Origin of the sequence: Mesorhizobium sp. 113-3-9 (genome assembly GCF_016756515.1) — a bacterium.
GTDB lineage: Bacteria > Pseudomonadota > Alphaproteobacteria > Rhizobiales > Rhizobiaceae > Mesorhizobium.
This window is the reverse complement of sequence record NZ_AP023246.1, coordinates 7,501,167-7,524,878: the sequence shown is the minus strand read 5'-3', so window position 1 is coordinate 7,524,878 and position 23,712 is coordinate 7,501,167. Positions and strand designations below refer to the sequence as shown.

General features: G+C 62.4%; 20 protein-coding genes and 1 tRNA gene. 9 read left to right on the top strand and 12 right to left on the bottom strand.

Going from position 1 to position 23,712, the window contains the following annotated elements:
* Window positions 1-44 precede the first annotated feature (44 nt).
* The 3 genes from mmsB to chvE form a co-directional block, all read right to left on the bottom strand.
* A complete protein-coding gene (mmsB, locus tag MesoLj_RS35905) occupies window positions 45-1,331 on the bottom strand; it encodes a multiple monosaccharide ABC transporter permease (protein WP_140775433.1) in 1,287 nt (428 codons plus the stop codon).
* Window positions 1,328-2,860, bottom strand: coding sequence for a multiple monosaccharide ABC transporter ATP-binding protein (gene mmsA, locus MesoLj_RS35900; RefSeq protein WP_140775432.1), 1,533 nt, complete (start codon window positions 2,858-2,860; stop codon window positions 1,328-1,330). The genes mmsB and mmsA overlap by 4 nt, the downstream gene beginning before the upstream one ends.
* Window positions 2,861-2,960: 100 nt before the next feature.
* Window positions 2,961-4,031 (bottom strand): multiple monosaccharide ABC transporter substrate-binding protein, encoded by a 1,071-nt coding sequence (gene chvE / locus MesoLj_RS35895; protein WP_140775431.1) that lies wholly within the window; start codon window positions 4,029-4,031, stop codon window positions 2,961-2,963.
* 309 nt (window positions 4,032-4,340) lie between these two features.
* Between chvE and MesoLj_RS35890 the strand changes: the two genes are divergently transcribed.
* The 6 genes from MesoLj_RS35890 (at window position 4,341) to MesoLj_RS35865 (ending at window position 14,449) form a co-directional block, all read left to right on the top strand.
* Complete coding sequence (locus MesoLj_RS35890; protein ID WP_056570074.1) at window positions 4,341-5,330, top strand: LysR family transcriptional regulator; 990 nt, start codon at window positions 4,341-4,343, stop codon at window positions 5,328-5,330.
* 168 nt (window positions 5,331-5,498) lie between these two features.
* Window positions 5,499-6,086, top strand: a complete 588-nt coding sequence (locus MesoLj_RS35885; protein WP_244735257.1) for a LuxR C-terminal-related transcriptional regulator — start codon at window positions 5,499-5,501, stop codon at window positions 6,084-6,086.
* A gap of 5 nt (window positions 6,087-6,091) precedes the next feature.
* Window positions 6,092-7,816 (top strand): sensor histidine kinase, encoded by a 1,725-nt coding sequence (locus MesoLj_RS35880; protein WP_210346664.1) that lies wholly within the window; start codon window positions 6,092-6,094, stop codon window positions 7,814-7,816.
* Between the two features lie 435 nt (window positions 7,817-8,251).
* Complete coding sequence (locus tag MesoLj_RS35875; RefSeq protein ID WP_202324634.1) at window positions 8,252-12,865, top strand: autotransporter domain-containing protein; 4,614 nt, start codon at window positions 8,252-8,254, stop codon at window positions 12,863-12,865.
* Window positions 12,866-13,044: 179 nt separating this feature from the next.
* Entirely contained in the window at window positions 13,045-13,365 is a 321-nt protein-coding gene (locus MesoLj_RS35870; protein ID WP_140775427.1) for a protamine-2 (modular protein), read from the top strand.
* Window positions 13,366-13,687: 322 nt separating this feature from the next.
* Window positions 13,688-14,449, top strand: coding sequence for a Stf0 family sulfotransferase (locus MesoLj_RS35865; RefSeq protein WP_202324633.1), 762 nt, complete (start codon window positions 13,688-13,690; stop codon window positions 14,447-14,449).
* A gap of 90 nt (window positions 14,450-14,539) precedes the next feature.
* Here MesoLj_RS35865 and MesoLj_RS35860 read toward each other — a convergent pair whose 3' ends face one another.
* Window positions 14,540-14,707 carry a hypothetical protein gene (locus MesoLj_RS35860; protein ID WP_202324632.1) on the bottom strand — a complete coding sequence of 56 codons (168 nt, stop codon included), beginning with the start codon at window positions 14,705-14,707 and terminating at the stop codon, window positions 14,540-14,542.
* Window positions 14,708-14,851: 144 nt separating this feature from the next.
* Here MesoLj_RS35860 and MesoLj_RS35855 point away from each other — a divergent pair, with 144 nt between their 5' ends.
* Complete coding sequence (locus MesoLj_RS35855; protein ID WP_202324630.1) at window positions 14,852-15,052, top strand: hypothetical protein; 201 nt, start codon at window positions 14,852-14,854, stop codon at window positions 15,050-15,052.
* Between the two features lie 15 nt (window positions 15,053-15,067).
* Here MesoLj_RS35855 and MesoLj_RS35850 read toward each other — a convergent pair whose 3' ends face one another.
* Window positions 15,068-15,289, bottom strand: coding sequence for a hypothetical protein (locus MesoLj_RS35850; RefSeq protein WP_202324628.1), 222 nt, complete (start codon window positions 15,287-15,289; stop codon window positions 15,068-15,070).
* A gap of 131 nt (window positions 15,290-15,420) precedes the next feature.
* Between MesoLj_RS35850 and MesoLj_RS35845 the strand changes: the two genes are divergently transcribed.
* Window positions 15,421-15,960: an inorganic diphosphatase gene (locus MesoLj_RS35845; RefSeq protein WP_202324627.1), complete on the top strand. Its 540-nt coding sequence runs from the start codon at window positions 15,421-15,423 to the stop codon at window positions 15,958-15,960.
* Window positions 15,961-16,033: 73 nt separating this feature from the next.
* A complete protein-coding gene (locus MesoLj_RS35840) occupies window positions 16,034-16,318 on the top strand; it encodes a PRC-barrel domain containing protein (protein WP_140775424.1) in 285 nt (94 codons plus the stop codon).
* A 133-nt stretch (window positions 16,319-16,451) separates the two neighbouring features.
* On the opposite strand, the gene MesoLj_RS35835 is transcribed toward MesoLj_RS35840, so the two are convergent.
* The 7 genes from MesoLj_RS35835 to MesoLj_RS35805 form a co-directional block, all read right to left on the bottom strand.
* Entirely contained in the window at window positions 16,452-16,685 is a 234-nt protein-coding gene (locus MesoLj_RS35835) for a hypothetical protein (protein WP_202324624.1), read from the bottom strand.
* Between the two features lie 80 nt (window positions 16,686-16,765).
* Window positions 16,766-16,839: transfer RNA gene (locus MesoLj_RS35830), tRNA-Gly, on the bottom strand.
* A gap of 97 nt (window positions 16,840-16,936) precedes the next feature.
* Entirely contained in the window at window positions 16,937-18,823 is a 1,887-nt protein-coding gene (locus MesoLj_RS35825) for an acyltransferase family protein (RefSeq protein ID WP_202324621.1), read from the bottom strand.
* 203 nt (window positions 18,824-19,026) lie between these two features.
* Window positions 19,027-20,517, bottom strand: coding sequence for a hypothetical protein (locus MesoLj_RS35820; protein WP_202324619.1), 1,491 nt, complete (start codon window positions 20,515-20,517; stop codon window positions 19,027-19,029).
* Window positions 20,518-20,619: 102 nt separating this feature from the next.
* Window positions 20,620-21,090 carry a GtrA family protein gene (locus tag MesoLj_RS35815; RefSeq protein WP_244735256.1) on the bottom strand — a complete coding sequence of 157 codons (471 nt, stop codon included), beginning with the start codon at window positions 21,088-21,090 and terminating at the stop codon, window positions 20,620-20,622.
* Window positions 21,091-21,100: 10 nt separating this feature from the next.
* A complete protein-coding gene (locus MesoLj_RS35810; protein ID WP_244735255.1) occupies window positions 21,101-22,189 on the bottom strand; it encodes a glycosyltransferase family 2 protein in 1,089 nt (362 codons plus the stop codon).
* Window positions 22,190-22,301: 112 nt separating this feature from the next.
* Window positions 22,302-23,702, bottom strand: coding sequence for a sensor histidine kinase (locus MesoLj_RS35805; RefSeq protein ID WP_244735254.1), 1,401 nt, complete (start codon window positions 23,700-23,702; stop codon window positions 22,302-22,304).
* Window positions 23,703-23,712: the final 10 nt, after the last annotated feature.

Genomic DNA, 23,712 nt, shown 5'->3' with positions numbered 1-23,712 from the left:
CCTGTGGGGAAAACCGTGATGCGCTTTTCCTGGAATTGCTCCTGTCAGGCCTTGTTCTTGTTGTAGACGTCAAAGATCACGGCGCCGAGCAGCACCAGGCCCTTGACCACCTGCTGCCAGTCGACGTTGACGCCCATGATCGACATGCCGTTGTTCATCACGCCCATGATGAAGCCGCCGACCACCGCGCCGATGACCTGGCCGACGCCGCCCATCGCCGAGGCGCCGCCGATGAAGACTGCGGCGATGACGTCGAGCTCCGAGCCCAGACCCGCCGCCGGCACGGCCTGGCCGAGGCGGGCCGCGATGATCAGGCCGCCGAGTGCCGACAGCACGCCCATGTTGATGAACACGTAGAGCGTCAGCCGCTCGGTGTTGATGCCCGACAGCTGCGCCGCCTTGGCGTTGCCGCCCATTGCGTAGATGCGGCGGCCGATGGTCATACGCTTGGTGACGAAGACGAACAGCGAGATCAGCACGCCCATGACGAGGAGCACCACCGGCAGCCCCCTGTAACTGGCGAACTCATAGACCAGGAACAGCGCCAGCGCGCTGGCGACCAGCGTCTTGACGACGAACAGGGGGAAGGGTTCGGCTTCATAGCCATGGCGCTCGCGCTTGCGCCGGGTGCGCAGCCCGAAATAGGCATAGGCCAGCACGGCGATCACGCCCAGCACGACCGTCGTCATATGCAGCGTCAGGCCGCTGCCCATGATGGTCTTGCCGGCGGCGTTCACCGTCGGCGGGATCAGCGTCAGCGGGCCGATCACGTCCGGGATGAAGCCGGAGCTCAGCGCCTTGAAGCCGTCCGGGAGGGGCCCCACCGAGGATCCGCCGCCCAGCAGCGCCTGGCAGATGCCGCGGAAGATCAGCATGCCAGCCAGCGTCACGATGAAGCTCGGTATCCGGTGATAGGCGATCCAGTAGCCTTGCGCCGCGCCGATAAGGCCGCCCACGATCAGGCAGACGATCGAAACCACCAGCGGATTGCTGAGCGGTCCGAGCTGCCAGATCACCATCATGTTTGCCGCCAGCGCGCCGATGAAGCCCGCGACCGATCCGACACTGAGGTCGATATAGCCGGAAACGATCACCAGCAGCATGCCCAGCGCCATCACGATGATGAAGGAGTTCTGCTGCACCAGATTGCTGAGGTTCACCGGCTTGAACAGCGTTCCCGACGTGGTGAACTGGAAGAACAGCATGATGACGATCAGCGCGATGATCAGACCGTATTCGCGCAGGTTCGCCGTCAGCGCCGAGACGGCGATGCGTGGACGCTGTTCGTCAGTGACGTTGCCTTGCGGGGCGGGGGCGCTTTCGGTGCTCATGCTGCTTTTCCTTCTCCCCGAACGATGGCGCGCATTATTTTTTCCTGGCTTGCGTCCGCCGCGGGCATTTCGCCCACGATGCGCCCTTCGTTCATGACGTAGATGCGGTCGGTGATGCCAAGCAATTCCGGCATCTCCGACGAGATGACCACGATCGCCTTACCTTCCGAGGCAAGGCGCGCGATGATCGTATAGATTTCGTACTTGGCGCCGACATCGATGCCGCGTGTCGGCTCGTCGAGGATCAGCACGTCCGGGTCGGCGAACAGCCACTTCGACAGCACCACCTTCTGCTGGTTGCCGCCCGAAAGATTGCCGGTCATCTGATAGACGCTCGATGCACGGATGTTCGTTTTCTTGCGATAGTCGTTGGCGATGGCCAGCTCGCGCAGATCATCGATGACGTTGTGGCGCGACACGCCGCCGAGATTGGCGAGTGTTATGTTGTGCTTGATATGGTCGATGAGGTTGAGACCGTAAGTCTTGCGGTCCTCGGTGACGTAGGCGATGCCGTGTTCGACCGCCCTGCTCACCGACGAGACATCGATCTGCTTGCCCTTGAGCAGCACCTCGCCGGTGATGCGGCGGCCATAGGAGCGGCCAAACAGGCTCATGGCGAATTCGGTGCGGCCAGCGCCCATCAGCCCGGCAATGCCGACCACCTCGCCCTTGCGCACGTTGATGTCGATGCCCTTGATCACCTGCCGTTCGGCATGGAGCGGGTGATAGACCGACCAGTTCTTCACTTCGAACACGACCTCGCCGATCTTGGGCTCGCGCGGCGGATAGCGGTCGTCGAGCGAACGGCCGACCATCGAGGTGATGATGCGGTCTTCCGAAATGTCTTTCTTGGCCAGCGTCTCGATGGTGCGCCCGTCACGGATGACGGTGACCTTGTCGGCGACCCGGTTGATCTCGTTGAGTTTGTGCGAGATCAGGATGGAGGTCATGCCTTGCCGCTTGAATTCGAGCAAAAGGTCGAGCAGCGCCTGGCTGTCTTTTTCGCTGAGCGACGCCGTCGGCTCGTCGAGGATCAGCAACTTGACGTCCTTGCTCAGCGCCTTGGCTATCTCGACCAGCTGCTGCTTGCCGACACCGATATTGGTAATCAGCGTCTTGGGGTCCTCCTTGAGGCCCACCTTCTTCAACAGGGCGCTGGTGCGCTTCTCGTTGGCATCCCAGTCGATCACACCGTATCTGGCGTGTTCGTTGCCGAGGAAGATGTTTTCGGCAATCGACAGCATCGGCACCAGCGCGAGCTCCTGGTGGATGATGACGATGCCCTTGTGTTCGCTGTCATGGATGCCCTTGAACTGGCATTCCTGACCTTGAAAGATGATCTGGCCGTCGTAGGTCCCCGCGGGATAGACGCCCGACAGCACCTTCATCAGCGTCGATTTGCCGGCGCCGTTCTCGCCGACCACGGCGTGAATCTCGCCTTCCTCGACACGCAGGTTGACGTTCGACAGCGCCTTCACGCCGGGGAACGTCTTGGTGATGTCGCGCATCTCCAAAATCGTCGAGGTCATTGGCGCAAGCTCCTCCGAGGCCGGCAGAAACAATACCGGGGTCGCTTGTGAACGAAAAGGGGCCCTGCGTTGCGCAGGACCCCTGACTTTACAACCGAAATTACTTCAGGTCTTCGGCCTTGATGTAGCCCGAGTCGACGACCAGCTTCTGGTAGTTCGACTTGTCGACCTCATGCGGCGTCAGCAGGATCGAGGGGACGACCTTGACGTCGTTGTTGTAGGTCTTGGTGTCGAGGCCGTCAGGCTTGCCGCCCGAGAGCACCTTGTCGACGAGTTCGACGGTGGCCTTGGCCAGGTCGCGGGTGTCCTTGAACACGGTCGAGTACTGTTCGCCCGTGATGATCAGCTTGACCGAGGCGGTCTCGGCGTCCTGACCGGTCACGATCGGCCAGGGCTGTGCTTCCGTGCCGTAACCAACGGCGCGCAGCGAGGCGGTGATGCCGCGCGACAGGCCGTCATAGGGCGACAGGACGCCATCGACGCGGCTGCCGTCCGAATAGTTGGCCGACAGGAGGTTATCCATGCGTGCCTGGGCGGTTGCCGCCAGCCAGCGCAGCGTGCCGACCTTGTCCATGCCGGTCTGGCCGGACTTGATCTTGATCGAGCCGTCGTCGATCAATGGCTGCAGGACGGAAATCGCACCGTTGTAGAAGAAGAAGGCGTTGTTGTCGTCGGGCGAGCCGCCGAACAGTTCGACATTCCAGGGCTTGGTGTTGGGGAAGCGCTCCTTGAGGCCCTTGACCAGCGAATTCGCCTGGATCACGCCGACGCCGAAATTGTCGAAGGTGGTGTAATAGTCGACATTGGCGGTCTTCTTGATCAGGCGGTCATAGGCGACGACGACGACGCCGGCGTCAGCGGCCTTCTGCAGCGCATCCGACAGGGTGGTGCCGTCGATCGAGGCGATGATCAGCGCCTTCGGGCCCTTGGTGATTTCGTTTTCCAGCTGGCTGAGCTGGTTGGGGATGTCGTCCTGCGCATACTGCAGGTCAACGGTGTAGCCGAGAGCCTCGAGCTGGGACTTCACGGCATCGCCGTCATTGATCCAGCGCTGCGAGGTCTTGGTCGGCATCAGCACGCCGACAAGACCCTTGTCGGCTGCGTGCGCCGAGTAGGTCATGGCAGCGATGCCAAGCGCCGCGACTGCGGCCAGTGTCTTGATGATTTTCACTTAACTCTCCCTGGTTGATGGACGCGGCACCCCGGGGGTCGCGGGCCGCGCAATCGTGCAGAAGCGCCAAGGCACTGCTGCCGTCATATCGATCTCCGGTATCCTCCCATGGCCCCGAGGCACTGATTTCAATCGATACGATTTTGTCGGCGACTGTTGCGTCTCGGAACACACTGACGTTGCCGCCCTTTTGCCATAACTGTCAAATGCGATCTTTGATGATTGCTATACCGCAAGTGGTATATGTTATGGCGCGTGACGGGTCGCTGGCAAATGCCAATGGGCCGCGAGCGGAGGTAAGGGAAAACCATGGCGACGTTACCGAATCCGGTTGCGGTTTCAAACGTTTACAGCGACGTACCGGGTGACGGCGAAACCCTGCTGCGCAGCGGTCTCAGCCTGCGTCATATGCGCATGATCGTCGCTCTCGACGATCACGGCCGGGTGAGCGCGGCGGCGCAGGTCATGAACATCTCGCAGCCGGCGGCCTCGCGCATGATCGCCGAGATGGAGGCGGTGCTCGAGGTCAAGCTGTGCGAAAGGCTGCCGCGCGGCATCACGCTGACACCCTACGGCAAGGCGCTGGCTAGGCGTGCGCGCTCGATCCTGCTGGAGATGCGCGAGGTCGACCGCGAGATTTCCGAACTCAAGGCGGGCAAGGGCGGGTCCGTGTTCCTGGGTGCCGTGACGGCGCCCGCGATCGAACTGGCGGTACCGGCGATCCGCGAAATCCGCCGCATCTACCCGCGCATCGAGATCACCATGCAGGTCGAGACCTCGAATGTGCTGGCGCGCGAACTGATTGCCACGCGCCATGATTTCATCATCGCCCGCATCCCCGACGACCTCAATCCGCGGCTGTTCGAATCGCGTGTCATCGGCGTCGAGAAAGCCTGCCTGATCGTGCGTCGTGGCCACCCGCTCACCAGCGGCGGCGTGGTGCGGCTGGAAGACACGGCCGCCTATGACTGGGTCTTCCAGTCGGGCGGTTCGCCCTTGCGCCAGGCGATGGAGAGCAATTTTCTTAACCGTAACATCGCCCTGCCGGACCGGATCCTCAACACCAGTTCGCTGCTGCTTACGCTGGTCATGGTCGCGCAATCCGACGCCATCGCACCGGTTTCGGTGCAGGTGGCGAAATTCATTCAGAATCCCGACGGGCTCGCCGGCGCCATCGACGTCGTCCAGACCGAATTCGACATCGAGGTGAGGCCCTATAGCCTGATCACGGTCAGGAATCGCGTGCTGTCGCCGGCCGCCAAGATGCTGCACGATTTCATCCTGCGGGAGGTCGGTTGATGCGTGGCCACATGATTGTCGGCGGGTGAAGAGGTTGCCATCTGGTGTATTGATCGGTTTACAATGGCCCGGCAGATCCATTGCAGGACAGGCGGGTAGGGGGACGTGAAAGCGAACGTCGTCGTTGTCGAGGATGATCCGCTCGTCGCCGCTCATGTCGGACGCGGCGTGGCGGCGCATGACGGCTTGTCGTTGGCGGGCATCGCGGGCACGCTGGCCGGTGCGCGTGCTCTGCTCGAGGAGAAGGTGGACCTGTTTATTCTCGATCTTGGCCTTCCCGATGGAAGCGGGATCGAATTGATCGAGGAAATCCGTGCACGAGGCGGTCTTGAGCCGAAAATACTCGTCCTCTCGGTGCTGGGCGATCAGGATACGGTGCTGGCGGCCGTGCTGGCGGGAGCGGACGGCTATCTGCTGAAAGATATCGACAGTCTCGACATCGGCCAGCAGGCCGCCGATGCGTTGACCGGTGGTGCGCCATTGTCGCCCAGCATCGCCGCTTATGTGCTGCGTCATCTGCGCCGGCAACGGGAAGATTCGAAATCGGATGATGCCGATCCGCCGCTGTCACCGCGCGAAATCGAACTGCTCCAGCTTCTGGCGCGCGGGTACAGCAACCGGCAGGCGGCGGCCGAACTGGAAATATCGCCGTACACGATCGGCGATCATGTGAAATCGATCTACAGGAAGCTCAGGGTGAGCAATCGGGGCGAGGCCATGGTACGCGCCTTTCGCAGCGGGTTGCTACGGCTGTGACCATCATGCCCCGGCTGACGGGATGGCGCCGCGCGCTGGCTATCATTCTCGGCGCGCAACTGCTGTTCTGGTGCGCTTATGCGCTCATCATCGCCGGTTTGCAGCCCGTGGGCACACTAGAGGAATATCGGTTGCCAGCGGCGCGGGCGCTGCTGGCGTCCGAGCCGGCCGAGGTGGGCGCCTATGCTGCCGGGCTTTCAGGGCCGGCCATGCTGCGTATCCCGGGCTGGCAGCCCGTGGTCCTGCAGCCGGCGCAGGCGAGCCTGCTGTCGCGCGCGGAGACGTCGGCGGGCAATGAGTGGTCGCTCACCTGCCGGGGAAATCCTTGTCCGGAGGCCGCGACGGCCTATGCAGGACCTTTCGACCGTATGGATGAGGCGGCCGGTCGGGAGAAGTTCCAGCGTTTCGACATGGTATGGCTGGTCGTCGTGACGGAACTGATGATGGGCGCAGCGCTGCTCGTCCTGTTGCCGGTCAACGGGTTTTCGCGGCTCCAGTGCATCACTGGCCTGTTGCTCATATCGGTTGGCATCGACGCCTGGCTCACCACCTTCGGGGCGGAGAGCCTGCCCTATGTCTGGTTTCCGTTACTGCGCTACGGCGTGGAATATCTCATGTTGACGTTAGCAGCGCTTGCCGTGAACGCCTTTGCCGACTGGCGCTCGCGCGAGGCGTGGGCAGCCTGCGGCTGCTTTGGCGTCGCCTTCGTCATATTGCTTGGGACCATGATCGCAGGCGTCGGCTTTGCGACAATTGTGCCCTGGCTCGATGCGGTGGCGCTGACCCTGCTGTCGGGATATGGCGTTTTGGCCTTGCTGCGGATGGGACGGACAGCTCCGGGGCCGGCGATCCGGGTTCTGGCGATATTGCTTGTCGCTCTTGCCTCGATTGGTTTCGACCTGTTTCTCCTGCCGCCGCCCACCGGTTTCGCGTTGCAGGCGTCGGTCCTCGCACCGCCATTGACGATGTTCGGCATCCTGTTCGAGATCGCGCTGCAGGGGCACAGGCTCAATCAGGAGGCAGAGGAGGCGCGTAGCGACCTGGAACGTCAGGTGCTGGAGCAGGATGCGAGCCTGCTGCGCTCCTCGCGATTGTTGCGCCATCAGGAACGGTTGATCGCGATCGACGCCGAGCGTCAGCGTCTGCTGCGCGACATGCACGATGGAGTCGGCGGTGTGCTGACGCACCTTCTCCTCGATGTCCGCGAGAATCGACTGACCTCACGGGAAATCGAGCAGGGACTGCAGTCTTCGGTCGATGACCTGCGCAACATGGCCAGTGCGATCGACGCGGGCAACGAACCGATCGACGAGGCACTGGCGATGTTCCAGGAGCGCATGGCAGGCCGTCTTGCCCGATCCGGCATCACCCTGGACTATCGCTGCACGCTCCCGATTCCGGCGCCGAGCCTCGACGCGCGGCGGCTGCTCAGCCTCTATCGGCTGTTGCAGGAGGGTATCGCCAACAGCTTGCGCCATGCTTCCGCCACAAGGATCGAACTCGCGATGAACCCCGGCGACGATGGCGCCATTCTCGTCATACTGTCGGACGATGGCACAGGTTTCGAGCCTGAGAGAGCCTCAGGCGCTGCCGGCGAAGGACGGGGCCTTGCGAACATACGTCGTCGGGCTGACCAGATGGGCGGACGAATAGCAATCGAAAGCGCGCCTGGACGCGGCACGCAACTGACCTTGGCCATTCCGACCCATGCCGCGGCACGAAAGGCCTGATCGCTGCGTCAAGGTGTTCAGCGCGAAATGCCTAATTTGCCATGATATTTTGCCGGTACCCCCTCGAACGCGGGATTGATGTGTCCGCCGCCCCGGCGGAAAAGATCATCAACGACTCCCGTTCGGGATCGGGACCAAATCAATGAAATCGCGGTGCCGCCAGTGGCGGCGCGGGGGAGGGTGCATGCCCGCGCTCCCCTAGCGCCGGCGCGCGGGCGGCTGCCGTGAGGGAGCACGGCAATGGCGGCAGGGCGCGGCAATCGTTCGAGGACCATTTCGCTCCGCAGGCTGTCGGTCACGACCTCGACCCTCGCGCTCCTCGCCATCGCCTGCGCGCCTTCGACGGTCCAAGCTCAACAGCCTTGTGACCCGGGAGGCGGGCCGTACACCAGCGGGTCCCCGGATTTCAACGGCGGCCTTACCAATGGTTGCCAAGTGGATGCAGACGCAGCCAACACATTCAGCGGCACTGTTGCCGCGACCTTCCGCAATGGCGCCGTCCTCAATGCGAACGCGGCCGGCGCCGTCAGTGGCGGCCTCGTGCAATTGCCGACCTTCGACGCCGTCGTGAATGCGAACGTCGCCAACGCCATTACCGGTGGCACGCTGGTCCTCAATGGCACCGTGAACGCACTGGCCACCGGCGCCATCGATGGCGCCTGGTTGAGGCTCGGGGGAGACGGCGTCGTCGACATATGGGCCGCCAACGCGACGACCGTGAATACCGACCTGGAATTCGGCAGTCAGGCAGTGAGCGCCGGAGGTCTCCTCAACCTCAACGGCTTCAGCACGACCGTCGGTCGGATCACGAATTACATCCCCAGCGGGCAGATCGTAAACGGCGGCGCGGCGGATGCCGCGCTGACGATCGATGGTTCGGCCCTTGGAGATTCTTCTTTCGGTGGCGTGATCGCCGACGGGGCTGGTGGCGGCACGCTCGCGCTGGTCAAGCGGGGGTTGAGCACGCTGACACTTTCGGGTTCCAACACCTATAGCGGCGGGACGCGGATCGAAGCGGGCACCCTGGAACTCAAGGGCAACGGCACGCTCGGTGCGCCTACGGGAAAGCTCGACATTGCCAGCGGTGCCACGCTGCTTTTTGATACCACGGCTTTGACGGTCGGCTCGCTGTCTGGAGCGGGTACCGTCACCCGTTCGGACTTCAACCCGGGCGTGCTCACCGTCGATCAAGCCACCGATACCACTTTCAGTGGCGTCATCGCGGACTACTTCGACGAAATCAATGGCGTAACCACCATGACCGGACTGACCAAGTCCGGCACCGGCACGCTCACCCTGAGCGGCAACAACACCTACACCGGCACCACCAATGTGACGGGCGGCACGCTGCTCGTCGATGGATCCCTGGGCAATGTCATGTGGGGACCCATTGTGTTGGGAACTTCCACGGTTGCGATTGCATCGGGAGGCAGCCTCGGCGGCGCCGGATCGATCGCCGGCGATGTTTCCGTGGCATCCGGCGGCATCCTGCTGGGCCGCGCCGGTCAGACCCTGTCGATGGGGTCGCTGGCGCTGGACGCCGGCTCGGTCTTGGATGTCTCGCTCGGTGCACCGGGCAACACGCGCCTGTTCAACGTCGCCGGCAACCTGACGCTCGCCGGCACGCTCGATGTGAGTGACGCCGGCGGTTTCGGCGACGGTCTGTATCGCCTGTTCGACTATGGCGGGGCGCTGACCGACAACGGGATGGCCGTTGGTGCGACGCCAAACGGTTATGCTGGCGGCGATCTGGCCCTGCAGACTTCAGTGGCTAACCAGGTCAACCTGCTGGTCGGGGCGGTAGCGCCCGGCTCCTACAGTTTCTGGAACGGCGCGCAGACCACGGCCAACAATATGGTCAACGGCGGCACAGGCACCTGGAGCGCCGCCGGAACCAACTGGACGAACGCGGGCGGCAGCGCGAGCGGCGTCTACGATCCGTCGGCCATGATGATCTTCCAGGGCACACCGGGCGTGGTCACGGTCAGTGCTGGCGGTGGCGCGCTGGATTTGGGCGGCGGGATGCAGTTCTTCGTCGATGGCTATCAAATATCAGGCGATGCGCTCAATCTCACCGGATCCAGCGTTCCGATCCGCGTGGGCGACGGCACCGCAGGCGGCGCGGGCATGTCCGCGACCATTTTGTCCGCGCTCACCGGCAGCGGCGGCATCGACAAGACCGACCTCGGCACGCTCATTCTCTCGGGAGCAAATACCTACACCGGCGGCACGACCATCTCGGCCGGTACGCTGAAGCTCGACGGTGCCGGCACGCTCGGCGCGACGACGGGCGCGCTTGCCATCGCCAGCGGCGGCGCGCTCGATATTGCCGGCACCAACCAGATCGTCGGCGCGCTGTCCGGTGCCGGCAGCATTACCAGTTCCGTTTCAGGCGGCATGCAAAGCTCGCTCACAGTCGATCAGGCCGGCAACACAAGCTATGGCGGTGCGATCACCGACGGATACATGACGGCCACCGGCACTGGCACCGTTTGGCTGCTCAAGAATGGCGTGGGCACGCTGACTTTGACCGGGAACAGCACGTTTGCCTTCAACACCGTCAATGGCGGCACGTTGGCGATCGCAAATGGCGGTGAGGTTGCGAACGAAACCAGTTATGTGGGTGACGCGGCGGGCAGTGATGGAACGGCTCTCGTCTTCGGCAGTGGGTCCGTGTGGACGACGGATTATCTGTACCTCGGCTATCGGGGCGCAGGCACACTCACCATTGCGGATGGTGGCAGGGTCAGCGTCGGCACGCTCGATATGGTGCGCACAAGCTCCGCCCGTGGCACGCTGAATCTGAACGGCACGGCCGGGGCACGCGGGGTATTGGAAACCAGGGGCATCTGGAAAGGCCTCGATGGCGCGACAGTCAATTTCGATGGAGGCATTTTACGAGCCACGGCTGCCGACGCCGATCTGCTCGGCCACTTCGCTGCCGGCGATGTAACGATCAAGGCCGGCGGCGCATTTATCGATACCAACGGCTATCAGGTGGAGATCACCTCCCCGTTGGGGGGCGTCGGGGCGCTGACCAAACAGGGCGCGGGCGAACTCTACGTGATCGGGGCCAACACATACGAAGGCGGCACCAACATCGAGGCAGGGAGGCTGTTCCTTGGAGATGGCGGCACGCTCGGCGCCCCAACCGGATCGCTTTTCGTCGCAAGCGGCGCCACTCTCGATCTCGGCATCACGTCGCAGACGGTCGGTTCGCTGTCGGGTGCAGGCGATATCACCAGCACGGTCACGATGGGGGCTCCCAGCCTGCTCACCGTGGATCAGGCCACTGACACCACCTTTAGCGGCGCCATCAGGAATGGCATGCAGATCGTCAGTCCCGGCAGCAGCACCCTCCCTGCGATTCTTGTACCCACGGTCGTCGGGCTGACAAAATCGGGCACGGGCACGCTCACCTTGAGCGGTGGCAATACCTATACCGGAAATACCAACGTGACCGGTGGAACGCTGCTCATCGAAGGGGCCTTGAGCAATACCCAGGTCGCGGTTGCATCGGGTGCTGCGCTCGGCGGCACCGGCGCGATCACCGGCACTGTCACGGTCTCCGGCCGCCTCTTCGCCGGCACGGGCGCATCTGGCTCTGGCGGGGGCATCGGCACGATGACGGTGGTGGGCGCCGTCACATTCAACACCGGCTCGACCTATCAGGTCGCCGCGAATGCGGCCGGACAAGCCTCCCATCTCGACGTGACCGGGCCGGCCACGATCAACGGCGGGACAGTTAGCGTGCTGGCTGGCGCAGGCAGCTACGAACCTCAGACCGACTACACGATCCTGTCTGCGACCGGCGGCGTCAGCGGTACCTTCGCCAATGTGACCAGCAATTTCGCCTTCCTCGATCCTTCGCTCAGCTACGACGCGGATAACGTCTATCTAAGGCTGCACCGCAATAACATCAGCTTTGCTTCGGTTGGCCAGGCCCCCAACCAGATGGCCACCGGCGGCGGCGCCGAGAGCCTGGGCAGCGGCAATCCGCTCTACGATGCCATCCTGCGGCTACCCGCCACGGCTGCCGCTGGAGATGCCCTCGACCAATTGTCGGGCGAGATTCATGCCTCGGCCAAGGGCATGCTGCTGGGAGATGGCCATTTCGTCCGTGATGCCGCTACTAGCCGCATCTCTGCTGCCTTCGGCGACGGCAGCATGGCCGCCCTGCCGATCATGGCCTATGGCGAGGGAGGTCCCGAAATGGTCGCCGCCGACACCGATCGTTTCGCCGTCTGGGGTCAGGCTTTTGGGTCTTGGGGCCGCACGGATTCCGATGGCAACGCCGCCGCCCTTGATCGCTCGACTGGCGGCCTGCTGGCCGGCGCCGATACGTCGGTCGGCGGCTGGCGTGTCGGTCTGCTCGGCGGCTACAGCCATTCGAGCTTCGGTGCCGACGATCGCAATTCGACCGGTAAGAGCGACAACTATCATCTCGGTCTCTATGGCGGTACCAATTGGCGCGCCATCGCTTTCCGCACCGGCGCCGCCTACAGTTGGAGCAGCATATCGACCAGGCGCTCGGTAGCCTTCGACGGTTTTGCCGACGCGCTCTCGGCCGACTATGATGCTGGCACCGCGCAAATCTTCGGGGAGTTCGCCTACAAGGCCGATGCCGGACAATTCAAGTTCGAGCCTTTCGCCAATCTTGCTTATGTCAGCGTGCACACAAACGGGTTTACCGAACAAGGTGGCCCAGCGGCGTTGGCCAGCGCCGGTTCGACCACCGATGCCACCTTCACCACGCTCGGCTTGCGCGGTTCCACCGAATTCGCGCTTGGCGGCGTCAACGCCACCGCGCGCGGCATGCTCGGCTGGCGTCATGCCTTCGGCGATATCAAGCCGCTGTCGACCGTCACTTTCGCTGGCGGCGATCGCTTCACCATCGCTGGCGTGCCGATCGGCAGGGACAGCGCGCTCATCGAGGCCGGTCTCGACCTGCTGCTCGCCCCCAACGCCAAGCTCGGCCTGTCCTATACTGGCCAGTTCGGCGGCGGCGTTGACCAGGGTGCCAAGGTCGATCTCGGCGTGACATTCTGAGGGCGCCGGCGTCGCGCGCTGTCGCCGGCCGCCAAGATGCTGCACGATTTCATCCTGCGCGAAGTGGGCTGATGGAACAAGAAGTGCAGTCGCGCGTTCAACCCGATCGACATGTCGCTGGAGCCCCGTTTTGGGCGAGGGAACGAGGTGCCGATAGTCAACAACTCTGGAGGTTTTTGATGGAACGTCGGTTGTTTCTCACTGGAATGCTGGGCGTCGCGGGGGCCGTGGCGCTTGCGAGCGTGGCCGGGACCGGCCGGGCGGTCGCCGGTATTCCCCAAGGCAACGGAATTCTCGATGAACTGGACAAGCCGGATCCGGCTGTCTTCGAAGGCGATGACGGGGTCGGACTGGAACAGGTCTCCCATCGTCGCGGGCATTACCGCTATCGTCGCCGGCATGGCGGAAGGCGTCGCGGCTGGAGACGGGTGTGCCGCAGTTACTGGCGTCATGGTCGTCGCCACGTCCGCTGCTGGCGCGAGCGGGTATGGCTCTGGTAGCAATCGGACTCTCGCTGACGCAAGCCGGCCACCGACAGCGTGGCCGGTGTCGTCACGATGTACAAAATGTACAGGGCCAATGTATGCGTTTTGCAAATCGGTGCCCTAGGCACCGATCAACCAACTGTTACGGACCCAGGCACGTATTTTAGCTTAATCTAACACGTATTTTAGCTTAATCTGAGAATCGGCGGAACCATATCAGCCGTTACCCGTTGGGGCGCTGTTTATTGGGGATTGTGATCATGCCAGACGGCCATCGAAAAGAATCTTATTCTGCAATTGTGATCACAGGTCCACAGGCCAGAGGTAATCCGCACGCATGAGGGGCGTGGCGATACTGACAGAAGCCCGCAGTGGCTCCGAATGGCTCGGCAGTCTGGCAAACAGTACGGGAACACTGGGACGGTCGGCCGAATGGCTCGATACGGACACGTTGGGCCTCAGGCCGAAATCCTTCGACGAACTCTTGTCCGCCGTCATCGACCGTGGCGGGACCGAAAATGGCAGGTTCGCGGTCAAGCTGTTTCCACGCCACCTTCACTGGTCGCAAGCGAAATATGAAGCCGACTTCCTTGCCGAATGCGTCCGGCGCCATGCCATGGGTGTGGTCTTTCTGGAGCGGCGGGACCGCCTTCGCCAAGCGATCTCCTATTGCCGGGCAAAGGCGTCCGGTCGCTGGAGAAGCACGATGGGCGGCGCGGATCGGGTTCCGCAATACGACTTCGCCGGAATCTGCCAGGCCTATTTCATGATCGGGCAGAGCTATGCTTTCTGGGAGGCTTATCTGCGCATGGCCGACCTGCCTTACGACCATTTGTTTTATGAAGATCTGTTGGACGACCCTCGTCCCTATGTCGCGTCGGTGGCCCGGCAGTTGTCGATTGAAGTGCCGAACTGCGAGTTCAGGACGAATTTGCGGTTGCAGCGGGACAGCCGCACCGAAGAGTGGGCCGAGCGGTTCCAGAGCGACGCAAAGTCCAAGGGTCTGCTTGCCCATCTTCCCAAGAAGGTGGCGCCGCGAAATATCAACAACCTTGCCCGGTTTCTGCTCAAGAAGCAGATGCGCATCGGTCAGGCTTAAGCTTGGCCAATCCCGTACCGATCGTGCCGGACAGGCACACTCTGGAAGCGCCTGTCATGAAAAAGCCCGCCGGCTCCGGTCCGCGGCTTTTTATTTCGGCGGAGGCGCCGGCTTGTCGCGTTTCAGCAGGTCGCCGAGGACCGTGGCGCTTTCGCGCAACAACTCCCTGACGTCCTCCGGTTTTATCTTCTCCAAGTGATCGGCCGCGCTCAACAGCTCACAGACCAGCTCGACACCGCGCCCGTGCAAAACAGCCATTTTCGGTCCTCGTATCCAAGGCGTGCAGGCCGCATTTCGAGCTGCAACGCCGCAATAACAAATGACACCGAAAGGCGATTTTATTTTTCGGGAACAATTTCTCAAGTCCGCGCTTTTTTGGCCGTCAGACCAGAGGAGGCTTTCTTGAAACGAAGGATTGATCGCGAGAGGATTGAGAGAGCGGACCGCGCCAGCAAGCTGGTGATTGATGCCGAGCGGCAAGCCCGGGAAGCAAAGACGGCACGTTTGCGTGAGCAACGCATGTCCCTGGCGACTTTAGAACCGAAGGCTGTCGTCGTGGCGAAGGCCCGAAAGGGAGCGCGCGGAGCCATTGAGATCGAGTGACGGTCACCCGGAGATTCAAGGCATCCGCTGCATACCTTGCTGGCGCTTTTCAATTGCATAGGAAGTCCAGCGGCAGCACATGCCTATTACCGATGCCGCGGCGCCGGCGAACAGGCATATGGCCAGCATCGGATCTTGCGAGGCACTTTTCCAGCTGACCACTGCCAGCAATATGACACTCATCGTCGAAATCACGTAGCCGACACCCTTCAGCGCATGCGGCGAAACCTTAGCCATCAAACTCTCCCTTTCCGCGACACTGTTGAACAACCGCGTCCAAGGCAGGTTCCACTGGCGGACCCGCAAAACGGGGAACCTTTTGCCTCTTCGCGCGTGCTAATGCGATAGTGGTCTTGGATGCATGAGCTATGACAAACTTCCTGAAACTTCCGACGAGATCCCGGGACTTGTTTCGTGTCGTTATTGAAACACCCAGGGGAGCAGCGGCAAAGCTCGCTTACGAGCCGAAAACAGGTGTCTTCCAATATTCACGACCGCTGCCGGTGGGCAACACATACCCCTATGATTGGGGGTTCGTGCCATCCACCCTCGGCGATGACGGCGATCCGCTTGACGGCATGGTGATCCATCAGGCGGCAACGGCACCTGGTATAGTCATTCAATGCGACTTGCTCGGTGCGCTGCGGGTAAAGCAGAAGGACCCCGACGGGAACGTAATCCGAAACGACCGCTATATCTTCTGCCCACGCAAGGAGGACGCTCCCGACCGGCCCGTGGCCGCTGACCATGTGCCGCAAGACTTGCGCAAGGAGATCGAACAGTTCTTCCTGTCCTCGGTGCTGGGCACGGGCAAGACCATCAAGCTGAAGGGTTGGCAGGACGCCGGCAAGGCCGCCAAGGCGCTCAGCAAGGGTGCCAAGGCTTTTCGGCGCAGACACAAGCGGTAGTCCGCCTGGGACCGCTGGAACCGTTCCTCTTTTCGCTGGTTAGATCATTTCAACCCAAGCGGAGAAGCAGAACATGGACCACTCGAATCACACCCGCCTTGCTGACTCGGAACTGACCCCCGACATTCTTGAGGGTGCTACCATTTATGGCCCGGCCGACGAAAAGATCGGCTCCGTTGACCATGTCCATGGCACGCAAATTGTCATCGATGTCGGTGGGTTTCTTGGCATCGGGGCAAAGCCCGTTGCGGTCGCATTGAATGAACTCGACTTCATGCGCGACGAGGATGGAGATGTCCATGCCGTTACGTCATGGACGAAGGACCAGCTGAAGGCCATGCCCGAACACCGCGATTGATCGTTGCGGAGATAATGATGGCGGCGGCCAGGCTGGCGGTAGACCGTTATTTCCGCCAGGCGGCCGACTCCAATTGGCAAACGCCGGGCGGTCCGAGCACTCCCAGCGGAGAGCTTGAGATCGCCCGAGCGGCCTACTGGTCTGAAAACCTCACGCTCACGCCGCGCTGCCGAAAATAAGCCTGCATCAATTTGCGGCCCGAGCGGTTGCCCTGCGCCAACTTGGTCGGATCGAACACAGCCTCTTTTGTGCCCTCTCGTGTCAGCGCTGCCTTGAGCGTCGCGATATGTGCGTCGATGTCGGCATTGTCCGCCCGTAGCGAAGCATAGATATTTTCGGTCGCCTCGGCCACGGTTGGTTTGCTCACAGGTGTCGTCCTTTGTTTGGGCGGCGGCTTTGAAAAGTGCCGCCTTATCCGTCTGTTGTCTGGATGGTGTGCCGAAAGCTTGGAGCGGGTAGCGGGAATCGAACCCGCGCGTTCAGCTTGGGAAGCTGACAGGCTACCATTACATCATACCCGCGCGTGCCCTCGTTACCATGAGGTTCGGCCTTCGGGCAATCGCAAAGCGGCTCTCGAAACGCACTCTTCAGCGGTTCCCCCGGCGCGGGCCTGCGTTTTTATTTTGCCTTCGCGACCTTGTTGCTGGCGGTAAAGCTCGGCCAGTATTTCGAGATGGCGAGTATCGCGCCCGCCGAAGAGAAATGACCGTAGTCGAAGTAGAGAAATTGCCTGGTGCCGGCGTCTGCGTAGGAACAGCCGGCCGCGCCGCACAGATAGGCCAGCGGATCGATGAAAGTTGCCCCTTTGACGAAAGGCAGCACCTGTTTGTTGATGTCCGGATCCATGGCCATCGGCCAGGATGTGTTCGCCACGTGCTCTCGCCGTGCGAAGAAAGCGATTTTCTGCACGTCGGCGATGAATTCCGGAGACTGTCCGATGACATAGACCTTGACGCCCATCCCGTTGAGCCGGTCGATCGTCTTCTGCAGGCCGTCGAAGCCCCTGGCCTGGTAGTCGGTCCACCGGCCACTCAGGATCACGGCCTGGATGTTGGCATCGCGGATGATCGACAGCGCCCGTTCATTGAAGCGCGTGCAGGCCGGCCGGGCATAGGAGAAGTAGCTCAGGTTGGGCGGGCAGCCGGCGTAGGTGTACTGGATGACATTGGCCTGGATTTTCTGCGCGTTGGCCTCCAGCCCCGATACGTAGTGAGCGGCGAAGGAATCGCCCCACAACAGCACATTGGTTGGAAAGCCATGCGTTCGGGTGCAGTCGGCGAGGTTCCAGTTCTCGATCCGGCTCGCGCCCTCGTTGAAGCAGACGCCATTGCGCCAGTCACCCACCAGCACTCGCTCCGTCGAGAAGTCCGGGAACCGTTGCGGAAACCCCTTGCCGAGCGCACCGGCCAAACCGCCGACGCACAAAAGGACGATCGCCGTCGCCGAAAAGGCGAAGATGGGCAGCGGCGCCGTGAAGGTGCTTTTCCGGCGGAACGGCTGCTCGACATATTTCCAGGAGAACGTCGCCAGGGCGACGCTCGCCACGATCATTGCGATGATCGTCGGCACGCCGATGGCTTTCAGCGAGAGATAGTGGACGAACGAATTGATCGGCCAGTGAACGAGGTAGAGCGAATAGGAGATGAGGCCGACCCAGACCAGTGGAGCGAGCTGAAGCACGCGGGTGGCGACAGGGACAGGTCTGTCCGGGTGGGTCTGGCCCGCATAGATCAGCAGCGCCGTCCCGATGCAGGGAAATAGGGCATTGTAGCCCGGAAACGGGTCGCTCTCCGAAATCGTCAGAAAGCCGAATGCAAGCAGGCCAAAACCGGCGAGGCCGATCAGTTCCGTCAGCGGACGGCTGGCAAGTGCCGGGGGCTTTCTAAGCATCAGCATGGCGCCCAGCGCCAGTTCCCAGACGCGCGTCGGCAGGAGGTAGAAGCCGGCGGTCGGCGCCAGCGTGGTTGCCATCACCGCCAGGGCAAAACTGCCGATGGTAATCGGCAGCAATATCGTCAGCCAGCGCTTCGAGGCGTATCGGTAGATCAGATACACAAGGATCGGCGCGAAGATATAGTACTGCTCCTCGACCGAAAGCGACCATGTGTGCAGCAGGGGCCGCAGTTCCGCGTCGATGGAGAAATAGTTGGTCGTCTTCCAGAAATAGATGTTCGACCAGAAGGTCGAGGCCGCGATCACACTGAGACTGTATTCGTGAAGGTCGGACGGCAGAAGGATGAACCAGCCGGCGATGCTCGCGAGCAGGATGACGAAGGTCAGCGCCGGCAGGATGCGCCGTGCGCGGCGCCAGTAAAAGCGGCCAATCGAGAACTGGCCGCGCTCGAGATCGTCGAGCAGGCTGCCGCTGATCAGATAGCCCGATATCACGAAGAAGATGTCGACGCCGGTGAAGCCGCCGGGAATGGCGGACACGCCGAAATGGAAGAGCACGACGGGCAGCACCGCAACGGCCCGCAGGCCATCGATATCGCGCCTGTAGTTCATTCGGCCGATCCATACGCCGTGGCTCGTGCCTCGGAACCTGACATGCTCCTCATGCTGCGATGTCCCCGTCGTACAAAAAATCGTGGCTCGTGATTTTCACGGACTGTGCCTTGCAGCATAAGTTTGCTGCACTGCAATATCCATGTCAAGCCGAATGCCGGGGTTTGGGTGCCGGCTGCGCCGGCCCCTCGGGACGCTGTAGATCAGGTGCCGGGCAGGTAGATCACGGCATAATCGTCCGCATAGGCCCGCTTCCAGCCCAACTCCGCGAAGAAGGGGATGCGGGTGTCGTCGGCTGTAAGCAGTGCCCAGCCAATGGCGTATTTCTTTAACTGGGCCTCGAGCAGTGGTTTTCCGTCGCTGCGCCCTGTTGCGTCATCGGTTTTCGTGAAACCGCCCAGGAACAGCTGATCTGTCCTGCCGTCGATGTAAGTCTTGATGCCGTGAAAGATCAGTGTGCCGCCGAAATTGTAGGAATTCAGCACGTTGCCCGACAGGTGGTGTTCCCCGGCGAATGCGAGGGCACCGCTGGCGGATGTCTTCGGGCTCGGTGCCACCTGATAGGCATTGCCGAGGATTGCTGCCGCCGCGACCAGCAAGACGGCCATGGTGCCGCAGACAGCGTAGAACCGGTTGGCGAAGAATTTTTCCAGCCCGTCACGCTTTTCCACCAGCCAGGTCGTGGTTGAGAGCGAAGGGTATTGCTGTGCGACCTCGACGGCGATCACCAAGGGAATCAGCAGGAAGGGCAGATACACAAATCGCAGATGGGTGAGATAGACATGCAAGGCGAAGACGACGAATAGCGCCTTGGCCCAGCCGATCCGCAGCCTCGACACCAGAAGCCCGAAAAGCGCCAACAGCATCACCGCTTCCTCGAAGATCTGCTCCTGGGCATTGAACGGCCGCCACTCCAGGATGAGTGGCACCGCCTCGTTGCCATAGGCCACGGTGAATGTCGCCAGGATGGCTTTCACGCCATAGGGATGCATCAGGCTCACGACTGGGCAGAGCAGGCCGAAAGCCACCCATTTCGCCAGGAGAACGGGTTTCGACAGGCCCGAGCGCGCCAGCAGACCAAGCCCGGCAAAGGCGGCGATGACGAAGCTCAGGGTGAATGTGGCGTGCAGGTTGGCCCACAAGACGACAAGTATGAGCAGCCACAGGGGTGGAGCCCTTTCTTCCCGCGCGGCGCCAAACAGCATTGCCGTCCAGGCGACGATGATCGGCAAGGTGAAGACGTGGGGGCGTGCCGTATAGATCGGGGCGATCAGGAAAGCCATCACGAAGGTCAGCCCTATCGCCAGTATCGGCTTCAGCCATGCGCTGAGGAACCATCCCATCAGGAAGACCGTCAGGCCGACGGTGGCGATGATCAGTGCGACGACGCCATTCCAGCCGCCCGCGCGGTAGGCAAGCGCCAGAAAGACCTGTCCCAGCCATTCCTTGGCGATCCAGGGCTGGCCGCCGAACGTATAGGAATAGGGATCGACAAGCGGAAACGTCCCGCGTTCCAGGAAGTCCAGGCCGACTTTCACTTGCCACCAATTGTCGGGATCCTGCAGGATCGCGCTGGCAAGGGCGCTGAGCACACAAGCCACGATGCAGGCGCACAGAAGGCAGAATATCAGCCTGATGCGTTGCGCGTCGCCCAGCGAAGGCGTCGCCGTGGCGATTGCAGCGGCCTGGCTCATGTTGCGGCTCCGGGTGACGGGGTCGCCGTCACGACTGCTGTGGCCTGGTTCATGTCACGGCTCCGGGTGACGGGGTCGCCGTCACGACTGCTGTGGCCTGGTTCATGTCACGGCTCCGGGTGACGGGGTCGCCGTCACGACTGCTGTGGCCTGGTTCATGTCACGGCTCCCGGGCCATTTCGCGCTCGTCGCGGCGAAGGCGTCAGGATCATCCGCGCCGACGAAGACGAACCGGGCCGAACCGAGATAGAAGATGACCGAGTAGAGGCAGTTTCCCGCCAGGTGGACGAACGGGTTCTCGATGAAGCCGGCTGACATGGCGGCAATGACGATGCCCAGATTGGCGCCGTAGGCAACGACGAAGGTCATCGCGTATCGAGCAACCGCGCCGGGGCGAAAGCCGCCTGCACGTCCGAACGTCCAGCGGCGATTGAGAGAGAAACCAAGGGTGAGGCCAGCGGCATAGCCTGCCGCATTGGAAACGATATCGCCAAGGCCCAGCGCCAGCCCGGCCAGGATCAGCGTATATCCGAGCGCCGTGTTGAGAAGCCCGACAGCGCCAAAGCGCAGCATCCGCGAGACATCAGATGGAAGAGCCGACCGCATGCCGCCCACGCCGTTTCGGTTGCATCCGGTCGACCTTCGCCTCAGCCAGGCGCGACCCTTTCGCCATCTCCTGCAGGCGATGGATGGGTAGGTCGCTGTCCCTGGTGGGCTGGTCGCGCGAAACGATCTCATTGACGAAGTACAGCGGCCGCCGCTTCGTCTCCATGTACATGCGGCCGAGATATTCGCCGAAGATGCCAAGCACCAGAAGCTGGACGCTGCCCATGATCAGCATGATCGCGGCAAGGCTCGTCCAGCCGGGCACAACGTTGCCCCTGGACCATTCGAACAGCGTATAGCCAAGCACGACCATGCCGAGCAGTCCGAACATCATCCCCAGCAGCGAGGCAAACCGCAAAGGCACGATCGAAAAGCTGGTCATCGCGTCGACCGCCAGAAGAACCATCTTCTTCAGCGGGTAGTGAGTGGTGCCGGCAAAACGCCGGTGCCGCTCATATGGAAAGGCGACCTGGTTCAGGCCGATCCAACTCACCATGCCGCGAATGAACCTGTAGCGTTCGGGCATCGCGTTCAGATGGTCGAGCGCACGGCGGCTCATCAGCCGGAAGTCTCCGGAGTCCGACGCGATCTCGACATCGACCATCCGGCCGAGCAATCGGTAGAACATCGAGGCCGAAGCCCGCTTGAACCAGCTTTCGCCGTCGCGCTTCACCCTCTGGCCGTAGACGACGTCGAAGCCTTCATCCATCTTGGCCATCATCGCGCTGAGCAGTTCGGGCGGATCCTGAAGGTCGGCGTCGAGAATGAGAATGCGCTCGCCGCGACAGAATTCCAGCCCGGCGCTGAGCGCGATCTGATGGCCGTAGTTGCGGGCAAGGTCGATGGCGACGACATGGTCGTCCTTTTCGGCCAGTTCGAAAATGGCTTCGCGGGTGCCGTCGGTCGCTCCGTCGATGACGAGCACGATCTCGTAGGAAGCGTTCTGCTCAAGGCATGCGGCGCTCACGCGTCGGTGAAGCTCGGCCACGCCATCGCGCTCGTTATAGCATGGCACGACAACCGACAGCATGAGCGCGCGGTGCGCGCCGATTTTTCCCGTTCCCACCAAAGCCTGGCTCCCGCTCTTGCAATGGCAATAGCGGCAATTGGTTAGAAAACAGATAAATCAGAGGGAAGAACTGCCATTGGCCGGCCGACCGTCATGCATCTCGGCACCGTCACGAACGCACCGGCAACTCCATGCGGATGCGGGCGCCGCGCCATGAACCCGCCAGGATCCGGATCGTGCCGTCATGCAGCAGCGCGATCTGCCGGGCAAGATTCAGTCCCAACCCCGCCCCGCGCGACTGCGGCTGCAAGCGGTAGAAGGGCTCGAACACGTTCCCGCGCTCTTCCGCGGGAATGCCCGGACCCTCGTCGCGCACCTCGATGCCTCCGGTCGCGTCGATGGCGATCGTGATCGTGCCGCTGCCGCCGCCATGCTCGATGGCGTTGCGCACCAGGTTGGCGAGCGCGCGCTCGATCTGCAGGACATTAACCTCCACCTCGGCCTTGCCGGGTGGCGGCTCGAAGGCAAGGTCATAGCCGGCCTCGATGGCGAGCGGGGCGAAGTCGGCGGCGACCCGGCTGACCAGGTCGCGGAGGTCGACGATCTGGCGCTGGTCCGTCGGGCGGTCGAGCAGCTGATGGTCGAGCAGTTGCTGCGCAATATGCGACAGGCGCTCGATGTCATGCAGCAGTCGCGTGCTTTGCGGCTCCTGCTTCAAGAGTTCGGCGCGCGTGCGCAGGATGGCGATCGGCGTGCGCAGCTCATGCGCCGCGTCGGTGACGAAGCGGTTGTGCCGATCATAACCCTGCGCCAGCCGGGCCAAAGCCTCATTGAAGGCGTGCACCAGCGGCGCGATCTCCTGCGGCACGTTCTTGACCGGCAGCTGCATGGCGCGGGTGCCGATGTCGATGCGCGCGGCCTGGCGGACCGTTTCGACAAGGCCGACGAAGGATCGGCGCACCACGGCTGGCGTCGTCACCAGCGTCGTCGCGCCCATGACGAGGATGATCGGCAGAAGCAGGATCGCGATCACGACCGCGAGTGCCGGCAGGGCGCGCTCCCAGTTCCTGCTGCCGTCGGGATTGCGAGCGACTTCGACGGTGGCCGAAATGTTGATTTCGAGGCCGTCGGTCTGCTGGCGCGACGACTGTGTCGCGGCGATGATCTGCACCGTGCCGGCCCTGGTCGAAGCGTTTTCGATATAGGCTTCCGGCCGCATGTCCTTGTCGGAGAATCCGATCGTGGCGTGATCGGCCCCGCCAAGCAGGTCGCCGAAGCTTTTGGTGTAGATGTCAGGTACGTTGCCCGAGCGCACGCTCTCGCCACTGCCATCGCGAACGATGTACCAGACATTGGGGAAGCCCTCGCGAAACGCGGTGAGTTCCTCCGTTTCACGCACGATCAGCCTGCCATCCTTGTCCCGGTCGACCGCATCCTTGACCGCCGCGACAGCAGCCTCGTTGTCGATCAAAAGGCGCGGATTGGCGATCCACAACGCGGCCGCGCAAAGCACGATGAAGATGAGCAGCGTCGCCGCTGCAGCAGGATCAGCCGCCGGACCAGGATCCATTGCAGCGAGC

What these genes read in the sequence shown, in the direction of transcription:
- MesoLj_RS35890 (WP_056570074.1), top strand. Translation starts at nt 4,341, where the DNA reads ATGGCGACGTTACCGAATCCGGTTGCGGTTTCAAACGTTTACAGCGAC.
- MesoLj_RS35850 (WP_202324628.1), bottom strand. Translation starts at nt 15,289, where the DNA reads ATGGCTAAGGTTTCGCCGCATGCGCTGAAGGGTGTCGGCTACGTGATT.
- MesoLj_RS35820 (WP_202324619.1), bottom strand. Translation starts at nt 20,517, where the DNA reads ATGAGCCAGGCCGCTGCAATCGCCACGGCGACGCCTTCGCTGGGCGAC.
- MesoLj_RS35870 (WP_140775427.1), top strand. Translation starts at nt 13,045, where the DNA reads ATGGAACGTCGGTTGTTTCTCACTGGAATGCTGGGCGTCGCGGGGGCC.
- MesoLj_RS35880 (WP_210346664.1), top strand. Translation starts at nt 6,092, where the DNA reads ATGCCCCGGCTGACGGGATGGCGCCGCGCGCTGGCTATCATTCTCGGC.
- MesoLj_RS35815 (WP_244735256.1), bottom strand. Translation starts at nt 21,090, where the DNA reads ATGCTGCGCTTTGGCGCTGTCGGGCTTCTCAACACGGCGCTCGGATAT.
- MesoLj_RS35825 (WP_202324621.1), bottom strand. Translation starts at nt 18,823, where the DNA reads ATGAACTACAGGCGCGATATCGATGGCCTGCGGGCCGTTGCGGTGCTG.
- MesoLj_RS35805 (WP_244735254.1), bottom strand. Translation starts at nt 23,702, where the DNA reads ATGGATCCTGGTCCGGCGGCTGATCCTGCTGCAGCGGCGACGCTGCTC.
- MesoLj_RS35865 (WP_202324633.1), top strand. Translation starts at nt 13,688, where the DNA reads ATGAGGGGCGTGGCGATACTGACAGAAGCCCGCAGTGGCTCCGAATGG.
- mmsA (WP_140775432.1), bottom strand. Translation starts at nt 2,860, where the DNA reads ATGACCTCGACGATTTTGGAGATGCGCGACATCACCAAGACGTTCCCC.
- MesoLj_RS35845 (WP_202324627.1), top strand. Translation starts at nt 15,421, where the DNA reads ATGACAAACTTCCTGAAACTTCCGACGAGATCCCGGGACTTGTTTCGT.
- mmsB (WP_140775433.1), bottom strand. Translation starts at nt 1,331, where the DNA reads ATGAGCACCGAAAGCGCCCCCGCCCCGCAAGGCAACGTCACTGACGAA.
- MesoLj_RS35840 (WP_140775424.1), top strand. Translation starts at nt 16,034, where the DNA reads ATGGACCACTCGAATCACACCCGCCTTGCTGACTCGGAACTGACCCCC.
- MesoLj_RS35860 (WP_202324632.1), bottom strand. Translation starts at nt 14,707, where the DNA reads ATGGCTGTTTTGCACGGGCGCGGTGTCGAGCTGGTCTGTGAGCTGTTG.